General features: G+C 58.6%; 16 protein-coding genes and 1 other RNA gene. 7 read left to right on the top strand and 10 right to left on the bottom strand.

Annotated features, from left to right (window positions below; all coding sequences use genetic code 11):
- Positions 1-17 precede the first annotated feature (17 nt).
- From GH975_RS02465 to GH975_RS02475, 3 genes are read right to left on the bottom strand one after another with little or no spacing between them, the layout of a single operon-like run.
- Positions 18-848 (bottom strand): DMT family transporter, encoded by an 831-nt coding sequence (locus GH975_RS02465; RefSeq protein ID WP_153712994.1) that lies wholly within the window; start codon positions 846-848, stop codon positions 18-20.
- Complete coding sequence (locus GH975_RS02470) at positions 845-1,132, bottom strand: RnfH family protein (protein WP_153712995.1); 288 nt, start codon at positions 1,130-1,132, stop codon at positions 845-847. The genes GH975_RS02465 and GH975_RS02470 overlap by 4 nt, the downstream gene beginning before the upstream one ends.
- The gene (locus tag GH975_RS02475; RefSeq protein WP_153712996.1) at positions 1,129-1,560 is read right to left on the bottom strand and encodes a type II toxin-antitoxin system RatA family toxin; all 432 of its coding nucleotides are present in this window, start codon (positions 1,558-1,560) and stop codon (positions 1,129-1,131) included. The genes GH975_RS02470 and GH975_RS02475 overlap by 4 nt, the downstream gene beginning before the upstream one ends.
- A 69-nt stretch (positions 1,561-1,629) precedes the next feature.
- Here GH975_RS02475 and smpB point away from each other — a divergent pair, with 69 nt between their 5' ends.
- Positions 1,630-2,109: an SsrA-binding protein SmpB gene (smpB, locus tag GH975_RS02480; protein WP_153712997.1), complete on the top strand. Its 480-nt coding sequence runs from the start codon at positions 1,630-1,632 to the stop codon at positions 2,107-2,109.
- 2 nt (positions 2,110-2,111) lie between these two features.
- Here the strand turns inward: smpB and GH975_RS02485 are convergent, their stop codons facing one another.
- Complete coding sequence (locus tag GH975_RS02485) at positions 2,112-2,519, bottom strand: hypothetical protein (RefSeq protein ID WP_153712998.1); 408 nt, start codon at positions 2,517-2,519, stop codon at positions 2,112-2,114.
- 54 nt (positions 2,520-2,573) lie between these two features.
- Here GH975_RS02485 and GH975_RS02490 point away from each other — a divergent pair, with 54 nt between their 5' ends.
- Positions 2,574-3,572, top strand: coding sequence for a DUF6538 domain-containing protein (locus GH975_RS02490; RefSeq protein ID WP_153712999.1), 999 nt, complete (start codon positions 2,574-2,576; stop codon positions 3,570-3,572).
- On the opposite strand, the gene ppnP is transcribed toward GH975_RS02490, so the two are convergent.
- Complete coding sequence (ppnP, locus tag GH975_RS02495; protein ID WP_153713000.1) at positions 3,563-3,841, bottom strand: pyrimidine/purine nucleoside phosphorylase; 279 nt, start codon at positions 3,839-3,841, stop codon at positions 3,563-3,565. The genes GH975_RS02490 and ppnP overlap by 10 nt on opposite strands.
- A 116-nt stretch (positions 3,842-3,957) precedes the next feature.
- Between ppnP and ssrA the strand changes: the two genes are divergently transcribed.
- Positions 3,958-4,318, top strand: a transfer-messenger RNA (tmRNA) gene (ssrA, locus tag GH975_RS02500).
- 283 nt (positions 4,319-4,601) lie between these two features.
- Here the strand turns inward: ssrA and GH975_RS02505 are convergent.
- Positions 4,602-5,117: a hypothetical protein gene (locus GH975_RS02505; protein WP_153713001.1), complete on the bottom strand. Its 516-nt coding sequence runs from the start codon at positions 5,115-5,117 to the stop codon at positions 4,602-4,604.
- Between the two features lie 161 nt (positions 5,118-5,278).
- Here GH975_RS02505 and GH975_RS02510 point away from each other — a divergent pair, with 161 nt between their 5' ends.
- A complete protein-coding gene (locus GH975_RS02510; RefSeq protein ID WP_153713002.1) occupies positions 5,279-5,971 on the top strand; it encodes a glutathione S-transferase C-terminal domain-containing protein in 693 nt (230 codons plus the stop codon).
- On the opposite strand, the gene GH975_RS02515 is transcribed toward GH975_RS02510, so the two are convergent.
- Positions 5,968-6,375 carry a response regulator gene (locus tag GH975_RS02515; protein ID WP_153713003.1) on the bottom strand — a complete coding sequence of 136 codons (408 nt, stop codon included), beginning with the start codon at positions 6,373-6,375 and terminating at the stop codon, positions 5,968-5,970. The two genes, GH975_RS02510 and GH975_RS02515, sit on opposite strands and share 4 nt — an antisense overlap.
- Before the next feature lie 199 nt (positions 6,376-6,574).
- Between GH975_RS02515 and GH975_RS02520 the strand changes: the two genes are divergently transcribed.
- Positions 6,575-7,570: an Ldh family oxidoreductase gene (locus tag GH975_RS02520; protein ID WP_153713004.1), complete on the top strand. Its 996-nt coding sequence runs from the start codon at positions 6,575-6,577 to the stop codon at positions 7,568-7,570.
- Positions 7,571-7,598: 28 nt separating this feature from the next.
- Entirely contained in the window at positions 7,599-8,216 is a 618-nt protein-coding gene (locus tag GH975_RS02525) for a 2OG-Fe(II) oxygenase (protein ID WP_246164750.1), read from the top strand.
- Here GH975_RS02525 and GH975_RS02530 read toward each other — a convergent pair.
- The 3 genes from GH975_RS02530 to GH975_RS02540 form a co-directional block, all read right to left on the bottom strand.
- Positions 8,213-8,830 (bottom strand): cupin domain-containing protein, encoded by a 618-nt coding sequence (locus GH975_RS02530; RefSeq protein WP_153713005.1) that lies wholly within the window; start codon positions 8,828-8,830, stop codon positions 8,213-8,215. The two genes, GH975_RS02525 and GH975_RS02530, sit on opposite strands and share 4 nt — an antisense overlap.
- Before the next feature lie 2 nt (positions 8,831-8,832).
- Positions 8,833-10,278, bottom strand: a complete 1,446-nt coding sequence (locus tag GH975_RS02535; RefSeq protein WP_153713006.1) for a DEAD/DEAH box helicase — start codon at positions 10,276-10,278, stop codon at positions 8,833-8,835.
- A 78-nt stretch (positions 10,279-10,356) separates the two neighbouring features.
- On the bottom strand, positions 10,357-10,794 hold the full coding sequence (locus GH975_RS02540) for a YtoQ family protein (protein WP_153713007.1): 438 nt from the start codon (positions 10,792-10,794) through the stop codon (positions 10,357-10,359).
- Between the two features lie 194 nt (positions 10,795-10,988).
- On the opposite strand from GH975_RS02540, the gene GH975_RS02545 reads away from it, so the two are divergent.
- Positions 10,989-12,875 (top strand): DEAD/DEAH box helicase, encoded by a 1,887-nt coding sequence (locus GH975_RS02545; RefSeq protein ID WP_153713008.1) that lies wholly within the window; start codon positions 10,989-10,991, stop codon positions 12,873-12,875.
- Positions 12,876-12,998: the final 123 nt, after the last annotated feature.

Raw genomic sequence — 12,998 nt, forward strand, 5'->3', positions numbered from 1 at the left:
ATTTGGGTGCGTACAAGTTACTTACTACGCATCAGCGCGGAGCCAAACACGACGCCGGCGCCGGCGAGGGCGATCCAGCTGTGTTCCTCGCCGAATACCATGGCGGTTACGATCAGTACGAACACGGATTCTAAGTTCAAGATAAATGACGCGTCCTGATGCACCAGGTGGCGTTGGGCTTTGATTTGCAGCATGAATCGACTGCAGGTAATGCCGACGCCGGCTATCAACAGCCACGCCCAACCGGTGGCGTTGGCCTGACTGAATTGTGCGGTGGGCTCGAACAGGGCCGATAGCGCTAAAAGGCCGGCGCCGGTGGTTAACATCTGACCGAAGCCGACGGTGACGGTGTCCGCCCCACGGGTTTGATGATTGATTAGGGTGATTTGCCAGCCAAACGCGATCGCGGCGCCCGCAAACAGGGCGAAGTTATCCAGCTGAAAATCCGGCGCCATCAGTGCGCCGCCGGCCAAGGCGAGGGTGGCTCTGCGTTTGAAGCCGGCGCTGACCGGTTCGTTAAAGAACCAGTGGCTGTAAAGCGGTGACAGCACCATGCCGACGGCGACGACAAAACCGGCCAAACCCAGTTCGGTAGAGCGCTGTACCGCGGTCGCCCAAAGTGCCGTCGACACCACCATGACCACACCGATCAAGCAGCTGGCGCGAAAACTGCGCCACTCAAAGGTTTTCAGGGCAAACGGCAGCAATATCAGGCCGACTGCAAGGAAACGCACGCCCATAAACCCCATCGGTTCGAAGTGCGTTAGGCCGATCTTGGTCACCGGCCACCCCCATGAGGCTAAAAACGCGGCGCCCAGCATGGCCAGCCGCGCTTGGTTCCGGGTCAAGGCGTGGTGGCTTTGCTGGCGCGGTTTTTACGCGCCTCTTTGGGGTCAATCAATAGCGGCCGATAAACCTCGATGCGCTCGCCGGTTTGCATGATGCGAGTCGCCGGGTCCTTTTCGGTCTTGCCCCAGACGCCCATCTTGACGCTGGCCATGTCGATTTCGGGAAATTCGCGCAGGATACCGCTGGCGCGCACGGCCTCGATCATGGTGGTGCCTGTACTGACGTCAACGCTTAAAATGAGTTGGCGCTTGGGTGTCGCGTAGGCCACTTCGATCGTGATCATGGGTATATCTCGTCTGCGCGGTCACAAAACGCAGCGACCATGGTGTTGGCAACCTGGGTAAAGACCGGGCCCAGCGCGATTGCGGTTAATTTCCCGCCCATATCAAAAGATAGGTTCAGCGCAACTTCACAGGCATCGTCGCCTTTGGCGGTAAAGGTCCATTCACCGTGAAAGTGTTTGAACGGGCCCTGGACCAGTGACAGCGTGATCGACGTCGGCCGCACGCGGGCGTTGCGCGTGGTAAAGGCATGGCGCAGCCGGCCTTTGGCCAAATTGAGTTCGGCGACCATGCTGTCATCGGATGTTTCGATGATCGTGGCATCGGCACACCATGGCAAAAATTCCGGGTAACGCGCGACGTCGTCAACGACATCGAACATCTGCTCGGCGGTATGGAACACAAGGGCAGTTTTAGCAATGTTTTTCATGGGGCAGGAGTGTAGCCGATCCCGCCAATACATTGAATTTTAGCGCATTGGGCGTATGCTCACGGCCGCATGAGTAATAAACCCAACAAAGGCGGCATGCCCGCCATCGCACGCAACAAGCGCGCGGCATTCGAATACCACATCGACGAGAAATTCGAGGCGGGGTTGGTCCTGCAAGGGTGGGAAGTGAAAAGCGCCCGCGCCGGCAAAGTCCAGCTGACCGACACCTATGTGGTGATGCGCGACGGCGAGGCGTTTTTGTTAAACGCCCACATTCAGCCGTTGAATACGGCCTCGACACACGTTATCGCGGATCCGGAACGCACCCGTAAGCTGTTGTTGCATCAAAAAGAGCTCGGCAAGATTCACAGCGCCCTGACCGGCAAAGGCCGAGCCTGCGTTGGCTTGGCGATGTATTGGAAAGGCAAGAACATCAAGGTCGAAATCGGCTTGGCGACGGGTAAGAAAATGCACGACAAGCGCCAAACCGAGAAAGAACGCGATTGGACTCGTGAAAAAGGTCGCGTACTGCGCTCAAACACCAAGTAATTTCAGTCGCAGCGCTGGCCTTGAAGGGTCGGCGCCTGCTCGTTTGGGGTAATCACCTCGCGGCCGATCCGGCCATAAAAATCGACCACCATGCGTGGGGGATTCGCCAGTTGAAAGCTTTGGACCCAAAAGTCGTTTGGGTAGCCGAGGCGAATGCCGTCATCGGTCCGGCGCATATCGATGTGACCGGGCAATGCCGCACACGGCAGCCGTTTCAGGGTGCCCGGGAAGGTAAGCCAGATCGAACGCTCATCAAATGTGGTGCGATGTGCCAGGTTTCGATCCAGGTCAAAGACCACGCGTACGCGATCGTTATAGCTGTGGTGGCGAACGTCCAGCACCACCCACGGCGCGGCAAGCGCGGGTAGGGATAGCAGGGTTAACGCGCATACTAGGGTGTGTCTCAACATCGCCGGGGCCGAACAGAGTTTGTGATACGCTAGGGGTATCACAAGTGAGTGCGCATGGCGAATTATCTGTTAAAGCGGGGCAACCTTTGGTGGGTCCAGCGAAAATTTCCAGTCGATGTCAAAGATCAATTAGGAACGTTTTTTCGCAAATCGCTGTCGACTGAGGATGCCGATGCGGCGCGTCTGGCTGTGCCTCAACGGATGCGTGAATTCGATGCCTTGATTGGTCAGGTTCGGATGGCACGGGACGAGGGCGACTTGTTCGCCAATGCTGATGAGCAGCCCGCGCTGGATCAAATGCTGGTGCGTTACCAAGGTCAGGTCCTAAGTGGTCTGTCGAATGCGGCCCAGCGCCGCCACCTACGCGTACTTGAAGCCTTTGGCGCCTTTGTCGGGCTGAATCTAACTGCGCAGCAATTGGCCAGTCGCGCCAAACCGGTGGTCGAGCAGTGGTTGCTGCCAAGTTTTGGTCATACCGACGCCGGGCGCCGGGCATTGAACGTGCTGATCGCATTTTACGACTGGGTGGTGGAGTGCGGTTACGCACAGCCGCCGAATGCGTTTAGCGGTTATCGAATTCGACCGATCAAAAGCGTGGTGGTGTCGCGTAAAGCCTGGACGGATAATGAATGCGAGCTGGTGTTGACCAGTTTGCTGGCCGAGGCCGAGCGTCCGGCCAACGTTTTGGCGCGGGACAATGCGTGGCGCTTGGCGTGGGTGGTCTTGCTGGGGCTGTCGTCCGGAGATACCTTGCACTTCGTGTGTGAAGCGCAACGCCAAACGCATTTTAAGGCTTTGTCGGCGGATTGGCATAAAACCCGTGCCTGCTGGCCCGAGATCGATCCTTATTGGGTGCCCGGCTTGTCGCCCGGCGGGCCGGACGGGCGCCGGTCATGGCAATTACAAAAAGCCTTGGGCCGGCGCCTGACGTCGTTACCGGGCAGCTTGACCTACACCGGTTTGCGCCATGCGGCGGCCAATCAGGTTCGCCCTGATTTCGACGCGTGGCTTGCGCGACTGCAAGCCATCGACTTGTCGCCCGCTCAGGCGTAGTGACACAGGTACGCGGTCGGCGTTTCGACCTGGACTTCAAATTCTTGGTGAGTCGGCACTTCGAACTGGCTGCCTGCGCTGAATACGACAAACTCGGCGTCGGAATCGCGCTTAATGGTCAGTGAACCCGTAATCACGGTCATGGTTTCGTGCTGCGAGGTGGCAAAGGTATAGGTGCCGGGTTGCATTACGCCAACGGACTGGGTGCCGTCGTTGTTTTCAAATCCGACAGAGACGACGTGATCTTCAAAGTAGCGGTTAACTTGCATGTGGGTTCCTTAGGTTGGTTGCAAACGGAAATCTAACCCAAGGGTGCATGGCTGTCGCGATAATTTGTCGGATGAGGTCTTGTGTTTGCCTGCAATCGGCCTAACATTGCCGGTATGGGGACGCACTGGTTTCGACGTCAGTGACAAAACCTATTGTGCATGCCGAGCGGTTCCAACAGCGTTCGTAAATCCAACTGATGGGCTTTGTTAGCATAACTGCCAACGACGAAAACTACGCTCTAGCCGCTTAAAGGTTAGACTGCAAAGCTTGCTCGGCTCTGGGTGGGTGGCGCAGTAATTTACAGAGCCTGGCGTGGAGTACCTGGTCCGGGGACAAAGCGTAAGACTGAAATGGACTCGCCCCATGCTTCCTGGCCTTCGGACAGCGGACGGGTTAACTAGAAAGAATGGCCTAAGCATGTAGATCAGTAGGCAGAGTGCTAGCGGACGCGGGTTCAATTCCCGCCGTCTCCACCAATACCAACGAAAAAGGGTCGCCCATCGGGCGGCCCTTTTTCGTTGGTGTGGCGCCGTATTGGGAATTGATACCCGCGTAGCGGGTTGGCCCAACGGGCCCACCGGGGCCATGGCCCCGGTGCTAGGTAATCGCGTGGGCGATGTTGAGCGATGCGCCGAAATATCAGCGCCCATTGGGCGGCCCTTTTTCGTTGGTGTGGCGCCGTATTGGGAATTGATACCGACCCGCATGACGCGGGTCCACCGGGGCGGCCATGGATGGCCGTAGCCCCGGTGGTCGCAATCACCCCCGAAATTCATCCGCCGACTGCCACTGCAGCTCGAAAAACGTGCCGAGCAATTCAGGGTCCTCGTTGATCCAGTGCGAACCGTCGGCGTTGGCCCACACGGTGTGGCGGGTACGAATGCGATCCATCAGTCGAATCAATTCGGCGCCGGTGCTGTCGCTGTGGGTCGGCGCGTGCAAGGGTGGGCTGGGATTACCGTTGGCCGCGTCGCACAGGCACATGACCTGAACGCGGCCGGGGCGGCCGAGGTCGCGGCGAAAGCTGTCGTGGGTCGCCAAAAAGCCCGGTGCCGGGGTCGCCACCGTGTTCAGAAACGGTTTCAGTGGGACCGCGCGGCCGTGCTTGTACAGCGCCATGACCGACAGTGTGATGACCTGCTCGTCGGCATCCAGCACCTCGCCAATGATGAAATGGTCGTCGGTATTCTTGCGCACGAACACGCGCACGATGGCGCCACGTGCCAGTTTCGGCTTGCCGTTCTTGAGCGTTAACCGGGGGGTCGGGAGATACACGTAGACGCCTCCTTTTTTACAACGCTAACACCCATCGTGGCCGTCCGCATTTGGCACTGCAACACGGGCGTGCCAATTGCGCTCGAATGCCGTGCCAGGTCGCGACTTGTGTGTGATCGGGTATGCGATAAGACTGTGGGACTTAGCAAAAGGAGCCGCAGATGCTGTCAGATTTCCCCATTACAAAACGTTGGCCGGCGGCCGATCCATCGGTTATCCAGCTGTACTCGTTGGCCACGCCCAACGGTATCAAGGTCGCGGCCATGTTAGAGGAGACCGGGCTTGGGTATGAGGCACACAAAGTCAGTTTCGCTGACGCCGACCAGATGACCCCCGAATTCTTATCACTGAATCCGAACAATAAAATCCCGGCGATCATTGACCCCCACGGCCCGGATGGCAAGGCCATTGGGCTGTGGGAAAGCGGCGCAATCCTGATTTATCTGGCGGAAAAAACGGGGACGCTATTGCCGTCGGATCCGGTCAAACGTGCCCACAGCTTGCAGTGGTTGATGTGGCAAATGGGTGGGGCCGGTCCAATGTTCGGCCAGTTTGGATTCTTCTTCAAAATGGGCGGGGCTGCGTTTGAGGACAAGCGGCCGCTGGCGCGTTACACCGACGAAGCGATTCGTTTGCTCGGTGTGATGGATGCGCAGCTGGCGGCTAACGAATTCATCGCCGGAGACGCCTATAGCATTGCTGATATTGCGCTGTGGCCGTGGATCAACGTGCTAACGGGTTTTTACGGGGCTGGCGAGCATTTGCAGGTCGCTCGCTACCCGCACATTCAGCGCTGGTTACATGCGGCGCTGGCGCGGCCAGCCAGTCAAGCGGCGCTGACGGTGCCGTCTTAGCGCGCTTTTTCCGTTTGGCGTATCTCGAATGAGTGGCCAGATCCAGCCAGCGCCGCGCGGATGTGCTCTGGACGAAGTGGCTTTTCGATCACCTCGGCGCCCTGTTTGCGGACATGGCGGACCAGCTTCGATTCAGCGTTGCCGCTGACAAACAAAAAACAGTGGTTGCCTTCGCTGCCAAAGGATGACAGTAGGCTGACAATTTTAGGGCCGGACAGCTCGGGCAAATAGATGTCCAAAATAATCAGGTCGTAGCGGTAGTCCTGACAGGCGTCCATTGCGGCATAGGGGTTATCAACGGAGGTGACCTGAACACCCTCGAGCTGGGCCAGCGCGCGCTGGCCTGCGGCCAAGTCGTCAGGGTTGTCGTCAACCAGCAATATCGCCTTTGGGATTATGTGCATGGTGGTTCACCTTTTCGAGAGCGGGTGGTGAGCGGGTGGTGAGCGGGTGGCACTATCGCAGGTCGCGCAGGGTCAGGTGTGTCGTGGTTCGCAATCTTCATCGGCAGTTTGTCGTCGATTAGACCCGACGTGTCGCTAAAGGCGCTGGAGTCGGCGCATAGAAGTTGCGACCATGTGGCGAAATTTTAAGGACAACATCATGGCTATCCTGACCCTCAATGAAATAGAAACCCTGTGCTTTGACGCCCTGGTCCGCTGCGGTGCCAGCGACCTGCAAGCGGGCGCCGCGGCGTTGGAATTGCGCGACGCCGAAGCGGAAGGCATTCGCAACGTGGGCTTGGGTTATATCCACCTGTATTTGAAGCACCTGCGTTGCGCCAAGGTCGATGGTCAGGCAGTGCCGAGCATTGTCAAAACGTCAGAGTCGGCAACGGTAGTCGATGCGGCGCATGGTTTTTGCCACACCGCGTATTTGGCCGGTGAGTCGCGCCTGATCGAAACCGCCAAGCGTCAGGGCATCGCGACCATGGTCATTCACCGCTCGTATTCGGCCGGCGTGCTGGGCTGGTTTACGCGCCGTCTGGGCCAGCAAGGGTTGGTCAGCTTGATGTTTGCCAACTCCTCCAAGGCGGTCGCAGCCCACGGCGGGCGGGTGCCTTTTTTTGGTACCAATCCGATGGCCTTTGGTTCCCCGCGCGGTGGCGACGAGCCCTTGGTATTTGACATGGCCACGGCCTCAACGGCCCGCGTCAACTTGGTCAAGGCGGCCCGCGACGGTGTCGCCATCGAGCCGGGGCATGCGATTGATCCCGACGGCAATCCCACCACCGATCCGGCGCTCGGTTTAAAAGGTGCGCAATTGCCGATGGGCGGGGCCAAAGGCTTTGGCCTTGGATTGATGGTCGATATGTTGGGCGGGCTACTCAGTGGCGGCAACTGTTCGTACGAGGCCAGTATGTTTGCCACCGAAGAGGGCGGTCCGCCCAACGTTGGCCAAACGATCATAGCCTTTGACCCTGACTTTTTTGCCCCGGGTTACGTGGCGCACTTAGAGCAGATGCTCGGCGATTTAACGGACGGTAACGAGGTCCGAGTGCCTGGCGAGCGTCGCGCTGGCTTGCGTGAGCACCACGAATCCAACGGTGTCGAGGTGCCGCAATCATTGCTGGACCAAATCGCCGCGTTGTCTCAGTAATGGCATGCGCTGTTCGGTGTTTTTTTAGGTGATTGCGCCGTCGACCTTGGATCAAATCGCCAACGACTTGGCCGAGCAGGGGTTTAGCGTTTGCCCGCGCGCGCTGCCGGCCGAGCTAATGCGAGCCTTGGCCGAGGAGGCAGTGGGCGGCACGTTGTCACCGGCGCGAATTGGCCGCGGGGTGGATCAAGTCTCCGCGCCCGAGCAGCGCGGCGACCGCATTCGTTGGATTGATGAATGCTCCGGCGCCGGGCGCACATGGCTGGCCGGCTGTGATCAGCTGCGTGTACATTTAAACCGAACACTGATGGCAGGGCTGTTTTCGTTCGAGTCGCATTTCGCTCATTACCCAGCGGGCGCTTTTTACCAGCGCCACGTCGATGCATTTCGCGGCCAAGCCAATCGCCGTGTCTCGCTGGTGGCCTATCTAAATGACGAGTGGAGTGACGCGGACGGTGGTCAGTTAGTGCTGTACCCGACCGACCACCCGCAGGTTCGGGTGACCCCCGCGATGGGCACATTGGTGGTGTTTCTAAGTGAGGATCTGGCGCACGAGGTATTGCCGGCCAGTCGCGATCGCTATTCGATTGCCGGCTGGTTTCGGGTCAATCAGTCCAGCACCGGGCGGGTCGACCCACCCGTCTAAATTGGCCGTCTGAGGTGTCCGCGCTTGCGCAGTACGCGGGTTGGCTCAAGCGCCTGCCATTGACCGTCAAACCCGGCGGGTAACCGGATCCAGCTGCCGCTAGGGTAGTCGCCCGCTAGTACCCCTAGGCACCCGGATAGCACCATGACTTCGTCGCCGTCATGGCCGACTGGGCATGAGTCGGTCCAGGTTTCCAGGCTAACGATTTCAGTTTGGTGTTGATGCAGTGGGCCGTCGCCGGCATCGTCGATGACGAATTGCGCGCTGTCGTCAGCGGCGAACTGATGCAACTTTACCCAAATCAGGGCGCCTTGGGCGCCGACTTGGGGGGTGTGGCTTGTGCCGATCGGATTACGCAGGTAACTGCCGGCCGGATAGATGCCGTGTTCATCGCCAAATGCGCCGTCCAATACAAATATTTCTTCGCCGCCGCCGTGGGTGTGGGCGCTGAATGAGGCGCCGGGCTGGTATCGAACTAACGAGGTGGCACGGGCCACTTCATCACCGACGCGATCCAGCATCATGCGCTCGACCCCGGGCATCGGCGACGCCAACCATTGATAGTCACGCGGGTGAACCCGCGCGGGCTGATCAAAGTCGGCGCGCAGTCTCACACTTAGCGGTTGCCGGACGGCGCCGACGGACGACGCGGTGCGCTTGAGCGGCGTCGGCTATTGGCCGGCTTGTCACCGTCGCGGCGCTGACCACTGCTAGCACGTTCGCCGCCATTACCGCGCGACTCGCCGCGGCTATTGTCCGAGCGGGTGCTGCTGCGTCCGCCACCGGGACGGCTGTTGCCGCGTGAATTGCCACGATTATCGTCACGGTTGCCACCGCGGCTGTCGTCGCGACGGCGGTCACCGGTCGGCTTGGGCTTCTTCGGACGCGTGGCCGAACGTGGGCCGCGCAGGCTGGATTCAGGCAGCGGCGTCGAGGGCGTGAAACCTTCGATTTCGTGGCGCGGCAGAATCTTTTGAATCAAGCGCTCGATATCTTGCAGCAACGGGAATTCTTCGCGATCGACCAGCGAGCTGGCCAGACCTGATTTGCCGGCACGCCCGGTACGGCCGATGCGGTGAACGTAGTCTTCGGAGACGTTGGGCAGATCGTAGTTGACCACGTAAGGTAACTCGTCGATGTCGATGCCACGGGCGGCAATGTCAGTGGCGACCAAGACCTGCAAGTCTCCGGCTTTGAACTCGGCCAATGCCCGGGTGCGCGCGCCTTGGCTTTTGTTGCCGTGGATAGCGGCCGACGGGATGTCCGCCTTGCCCAACAGCGTGGCGATTTTGTTGGCACCGTGTTTAGTGCGGCTGAATACCAGCACCTGGTGCCAATTGTTGTCTTTGATCAGGCGGATCAGCATGGTCGTCTTATCGGCCTTGTCGGTCGGATAAATACGTTGCTCAATACGCTCAACCGTGCTGTTGCGCGGCGTCACCGAAATCTCGACCGGATCGTTAACCAGTCCCTTGGCCAGGTTGCGTATTTCCTGGCTAAAGGTGGCGGAGTACAGCAGGTTTTGGCGCTTGGGCGGCAATAACCGGAAAATGCGTTTGATATCGTGAATAAAGCCCATGTCCAGCATGCGGTCGGCTTCGTCCAGCACCAGCACTTCGAGTTGCTCGAACTTAATCGCGTTTTGTTGGTGCAAATCCAACAGGCGACCCGGCGTCGCCACCAGCACGTCAACGCCACCGCGCAGTTTTTGCAACTGGGGGTTAATCTTGACGCCACCGAACACGACCGCCGCTTTGATCGGCAAGTGCTTGGCGTAGCTTTGCACGTTATCCAAGATCTGGGCCGCCAGTTCACGCGTCGGCGTAATGATCAGCGCACGCGCCTGGTTGGGTCGCGCACGTTCCCCCTTGGACAGGCGATCTAGGATCGGCAGGGTAAAGCCGGCGGTTTTACCGGTGCCCGTCTGTGCCGCGGCCATGACATCGCGGCCGGACATGACGGCGGGGATGGACTGGGCTTGAATGGGCGTCGGGGTGGTGTAGCCGGTTTCCAGCACTGCGTCCAAAATGGGTTGGGCGAGGCCGAGCTGATCGAATTGCATGCGCTATCCAGAGAAAAAGGGTGGCGGAGTATAGGGGACTGGCTCGAACAATGTTGAGTTTTGTCCCCGGCGAGTTAACTAGTTGGAACTTAGTACGTAGGCGAGAATTTGCACGACCTGGTCGGTGTTTTTGGCCCACGCCATGGCTTGGGCGTCGACTTCCTTTAAAGGATGCACAATATCGTCGGCGTGCAGCGTGATGTACGGCTTGCCCAATGCAGCGCAATAGCCCGCGTCAAACGCCGCGTTCCACTGTTTGTATTTGTCACCGAAACGCACCACCACAAGGTCAGCCATTTCAATCGCAGTTTTGGTCCGGATGCCATTGACCTTGGAGGACTGGTGGTCGCGCCAAAAACTTTCGGCCGGCACGCCCAGCATATCCCCGGCGGCGTCCGAGGCATCGTGGTCGGTGACGGGGGCCGAAAAGGTCACGTCTAGACCCCGTGCCGCGCAGCCTTTTTCAATGTCTTGGCGCCATTGGGTGTGGATCTCTCCGGAGAGGTAAACGTTCATCTAAATTCCTTAAGTCAATTAATCTGACACTATACCTTGGTCTGTGATAGTATTCGCGCCCCAAGAGTCAGGGAGAGTGTCGTTAACACGGCATCGCGACTCGAATTTGGTTCAAACCGTTTGTTTGAATCCCACCGGGCAATGGTCGACCGCAGTAAGGGTCTGGATTGCCTGACTTAACTTAAAGGCATTCTATGACTACCGAAATTACCTTCGCCGACTTGGCGTTGCCGACCGCTATTCTTGAAAATTTAACGCGCATTGGCTACGAAAAGCCCTCGGCCATTCAGGCCGCCAGTATCCCGCTTTTGCTGGCCGGCGAAGACCTGTTGGGCACCGCCCAAACCGGAACCGGCAAAACCGCCGCGTTCGCTTTGCCTGCATTGGCGTTGATTGATCCCAATTCCAGCGACACCCAAGTGTTGGTATTGACGCCGACGCGTGAGTTGGCAATTCAGGTCGCCGAAGCCTTCCAAACTTACAGCCAAGGCATGCGTGGTTTTCACGTGTTGCCGATCTACGGTGGCCAGCCCATGAGCGGCCAGCTGCGTGGATTGCGCCGTGGCGTTCAAGTCGTGGTCGGTACGCCGGGCCGAGTCATGGATCACCTGCGCCGCGGCACCTTAAAGTTGGACAACCTGCGCGAAGTGATCTTGGACGAAGCGGACGAAATGCTGCGCATGGGCTTTATTGATGACGTCACCTGGATTTTGGAGCACGCACCGAAAGAGCGTCAGGTTGCGTTGTTCTCGGCCACCATGCCGCGTCCGATCCGTCGCTTGGCAGAGCAGTACCTGACCAACCCCAAAGAAATCTCCATTCAGGCGCAGTCCAGCGTGGTCGACAAAATCGACCAGGCCTACTGGCTGGTGTCGGGCGTTAACAAATTGGACGCCCTGACCCGCATCCTGGAAGTGGAAACCTTTGACGGCCTGGTGATGTTTGTTCGCACCAAAAACCAGACCATCGAAATGGCCCAGAAGCTTGAAGCCCGTGGTTACAGCGCCAAAGCGATTAACGGCGATATGACCCAGAAGCTGCGTGAGCAGACCATTGGTGAGTTGAAAAGCGGCACTATCGATATTTTGGTGGCCACTGACGTCGCAGCGCGTGGTATTGACGTACCGCGTATCACCCACGTGATCAACTACGACATTCCGATCGATCCCGAAGCCTACGTCCACCGTATTGGGCGTACCGGTCGAGCCGGCCGTTCGGGCAAGGCGATCTTGTTCGTCGCGCCGCGCGAGCGTCGTTTGTTGCGTTCGATCGAGAACTTGACCAAGACCCGCATTCAGGCGATGGACATTCCGACCCGCGATCAGGTCAGCGAAAAGCGTATTAACGACTTCAAGAGCCAGATCGGTGAAGCGCTGGAACACCCCAAGCTGAGCTTTTTCCAGCAAATGGTCACGGACTACCTGGAAGAATCGGGCGTTGAATTACTCGACCTGGCAGCCGCGTTGGCGTGCCTGGGTCAAAAAGACAAATTGTTGCTGACGGACGAGCGCCCAGAACGCGCTGAACGTCAAGAGCGTGCGCCGCGTGATCGCGGTGACCGTCCGGCACCGTTTTCAGAGCGCACCGAATGGCACGAAAAACAGCGTGAGCGTCGCGTACATGACGACTCGGGCATGGGTTTCTACCGGATTTCGGTCGGCTACCAGCACAGCGTGCGTCCGGGTGACATCGTCGGCGCCCTGGTCAACGAAGCGGACATTGATAAGGCCTCCATTGGTCGTATCCAGCTGTTTGACGATTTCTCGGTCGTACAGATGCCGGTCGGTATGCCTGACAACCTGTTGAGCCATCTGAAGCGTTTGAAAATTCGCGGTCAGAGCATCGTCATCAATCCGATCGACGTCAGCGAAGTGCCCGAGCAAAAGCGTCCGCCGCGCAGCGACAAGCCCCGCGGCGACCGTCCTTACGGTGACAAGCCCCGTGGCGATCGTCCGCACGGCGACAAAGGCGGCTACCGCGGCGACAAAGAACGCAGCAAGTCCGGCTTTAAGCACCGCAAGTCTAACGACTCGGGCTTTGACCCGGCCCGCGCACCGAAGAAGCGTCCGTCGCGCGACTAAATTATTTAGCACTCGGAGCTTGTAGTGGCGTAAATTCCTCTATAGGCTCCTACTTAGGTATAGAGGCGAATAAACGTCGAGTTTTTCCAGCAATGGATTTGGTCACCGTTTTGCACTCTTCTG

The organism is Litorivicinus lipolyticus, assembly GCF_009650135.1.
Taxonomy (GTDB): Bacteria; Pseudomonadota; Gammaproteobacteria; order Pseudomonadales; family Litorivicinaceae; genus Litorivicinus; species Litorivicinus lipolyticus.